Annotated in this window: 2 protein-coding genes and 1 pseudogene; 1 reads left to right on the forward strand and 2 read right to left on the reverse strand. The window is 72.0% G+C overall.

Translation table 11 applies throughout. The features are described 5' to 3' along the window. Positions 1-200 (forward strand): annotated as a pseudogene (locus ADL22_RS12850) (hypothetical protein); the annotation flags it as partial. A 99-nt stretch (positions 201-299) separates the two neighbouring features. On the opposite strand, the gene ptsP reads toward ADL22_RS12850, so the two are convergent. Then, entirely contained in the window at positions 300-1,970 is a 1,671-nt protein-coding gene (ptsP, locus tag ADL22_RS12855; protein ID WP_066977423.1) for a phosphoenolpyruvate--protein phosphotransferase, read from the reverse strand. A gap of 82 nt (positions 1,971-2,052) precedes the next feature. Then, on the reverse strand, positions 2,053-2,502 hold the full coding sequence (locus ADL22_RS12860) for a PTS sugar transporter subunit IIA (protein ID WP_066977426.1): 450 nt from the start codon (positions 2,500-2,502) through the stop codon (positions 2,053-2,055). Between the last annotated feature and the right edge of the window lie 470 nt (positions 2,503-2,972).

The following is a 2,972-nucleotide window of genomic DNA, read 5'->3' on the forward strand; positions in this document are numbered from 1 at the left end:
CCCCCGACGACCCCGCCCCCGCCACCGTCCGCGGCTGGCGCCTGCGCGACGCCTGGCCCGTCCCCATCGGCGCCGCCGAGATCTTCGACGCCTACTGCACCGACCCCGAAACGGACGAGCCCATCCCACCCGAGCACCGCGTCGACTACGCCCCCGGCCTGCCCCTGCCACCCCGCCCCGGCCCCGACTGCCACCCCTGACCGGCCCGGCCACCGCCCGCGCACACGAAACGGCCGCCCCGCCGCAACCGGCGGGACGGCCGTCCCGATCACCTCACGCGGCGCCGCGCGCCGCCCGCCTCACTCCCCGGACAGCACCGCCTGCGCGGCCGCCCGGGCGTCCTCCGCGGTGTCCGCGGCCCGCGCCGCGGCCGCCGCCCGCTCGCACTGCGCCAGCGTGTGCTTGGCCAGCGTCGCCCGCACATACGGAATCGACGCCGCGCCCATCGACAGGCTGGTGACCCCCAGACCCGTCAGCACACACGCCAGCAGCGGATCGGAGGCCGCCTCACCGCACACCCCGCAGCTCTTGCCCTCGGCCTTCGCGGCCTCGGCCGACGCCGCCACGAGATCCAGCAGCGCCGGCTGCCACGGATCCTGCAGCCGCGACACCGCGCCCACCTGCCGGTCCGCCGCGAAGGTGTACTGCGCCAGGTCATTGGTCCCCAGCGAAAGGAACTCCACCTCCTGCAGAATCGACCGCGCCCGCAGCGCCGCCGACGGAATCTCCACCATCGCGCCGAACTTCGCCCGCAGCCCGGCCTCCCGGCACGCGTCCGCGAACGCCTTCGCGTCGATCCGGTCCGCCACCATCGGCGCCATGACTTCCAGGTAGACCGGCAGCCCCTCGGCGGCCTTCGCCAGCGCCGTCAGCTGCGTCCGCAGCACGTCCGGGTGGTCCAGCAGCGTCCGCAGACCCCGCACACCCAGGGCGGGGTTCGGCTCGTCGGCCGGCGTCAGGAAGTCCAGCGGCTTGTCCGCACCGGCGTCCAGCACGCGCACCACCACGCGCCCCTCCGGGAAGGCTTCCAGCACCTTCCGGTACGTCTCGACCTGCTTCTCCTCCGACGGCGCCCGCGTACTGTCGTCCAGGAACAGGAACTCCGTACGGAACAGCCCGACGCCCTCCGCACCGGCCTCCACCGCCGCCGGCACATCCGCCGGCCCGCCGACGTTCGCCAGCAGCGGCACCTTGTGCCCGTCCGACGTGGCCCCGGGACCGGACGACGCCGCCAGCGCCGCCTTCCGCTCCTCCGCGGCCTTCGCCAGCTCCGCCCGCTTCTCCGCGCTCGGGTCGACGAACACCTCACCGGTGCTGCCGTCCACCGCGATCACCGTGCCCTCGACGATCTCACCCGCGCCCGGCAGCGCCACCACGGCCGGCACCCCCAGCGCCCGCGCCAGAATCGCGCTGTGGCTGGTCGGCCCGCCCTCCTCGGTCACGAACCCGAGCACCAGCGCCGGATCCAGCAGCGCCGTGTCGGCCGGCGCCAGATCCCGCGCGATCAGCACATACGGCTCGTCGCTGTCCGGCACACCCGGCATCGGCACGCCCAGCAGCCGCGCGACGATGCGGTTCCGCACGTCATCGAGGTCGGCCACCCGGCCCGCCAGGTACTCACCCGCCCCCGCCAGCAGCGCCCGGTACGCGGCGAACGCGTCGTACACCGCGCGCTCCGCCGTGCTGCCGACCGCGATCCGCCGCTCGACATCGGCCATCAGCTCGGGGTCCTGCGCCATCATGGCCTGGGCCTCCAGCACGTGCTGGGCCTCACCGCCGGCCAGGTTGCCCCGCGCGATCAGATCGGCGGCCACCGCTTCCACGGCCTGGCGGGCGCGCCCCTGTTCACGCTCCGCCTCCTCCGCCGGAATCTGCTTCGCCGGCGGCTCCAGCACCGCCGTCCCCATGTGCCGCACCTCGCCGATGGCCACGCCGTGGCTCACGCCGACGCCCCGCAGCGTTGTCTCCATGTCACCCGTCTCCGGTCGTTGCGGCGGGTTCCGGCCGCCGCGGTGGATGTCGTACCTGCCGTCTCCCGACGGCGCCCGGCTGCTACTGCCAGGAGAAGAGCGCGTCGCCGGCCTTGATGTCGCCGTCCTCGCGCACCTCGCCCAGCGCGTCCGCGGTGGCCTCCAGCGCGACGACCGGGCACACCGGCGACTTGCCGGCCTCCTCGACCGCCGCCGGATTCCAGCGCACGACGGCCTGCCCGCGGGTGACGGTGTCGCCCTTGTTCACCAGCAGCTCGAAGCCCTCGCCGTTGAGCTGCACGGTGTCGATGCCGAGGTGCGTCAGCACGCCGTGCCCCTCGGAGTCGACGACGACGAAGGCGTGCGGGTGCAGCGAGACGACCACACCGTCAACGGGCGACACCGCCTCCGAGGGCTCACGATGCGGGTCGATGGCGGTACCGGGGCCCACCATCGCGCCGGAGAAGACGGGGTCCGGCACGGCCGCGAGCCCGATCGCGCGTCCTGCAAGAGGGGACGTCACGGTGGTCATGGGAAACCTCCCAGGGGTGAAGATTCATCAGGTCGCCGTCACTGCCTGTCCCGGACGGCGTACCGTTGAGAAGCGTAAGTCATAAGAACTGACGGTTCCGCATGACAGAGCCCGATTGAGGCGCCCATCCGCGCCGAATCGATTTGCCTCGTCCATCCGGTCGCTGTACTGTCTGACACCTGCCCCGGACAGCCAGCCGCGCTCAGCGCGACCGACTGGGTGGGCGGCACTCCTCAGAGCGATGATCCAGATTCTCGAATCATGCGCTTCCGCATGTCTGCGGAAAAGCGGTGGTCCGAAAGCCGGAAAGAGCCTGATAGAGTGTGAAACACCGAAGGGAAGCGCCCGGCGGAAACTCGCAAGAGAATCCAAAGGAAGCGTCCGTTCCTTGAGAACTCAACAGCGTGCCAAAAGTCAACGCCAGATATGTTGATACCCCGTCTCCATCACGGAGATGAGGTTCCTTTGAA

It is taken from the genome of Streptomyces sp. NRRL F-4489, assembly GCF_001509485.1.
Taxonomy (GTDB): Bacteria; Actinomycetota; Actinomycetes; order Streptomycetales; family Streptomycetaceae; genus Streptomyces.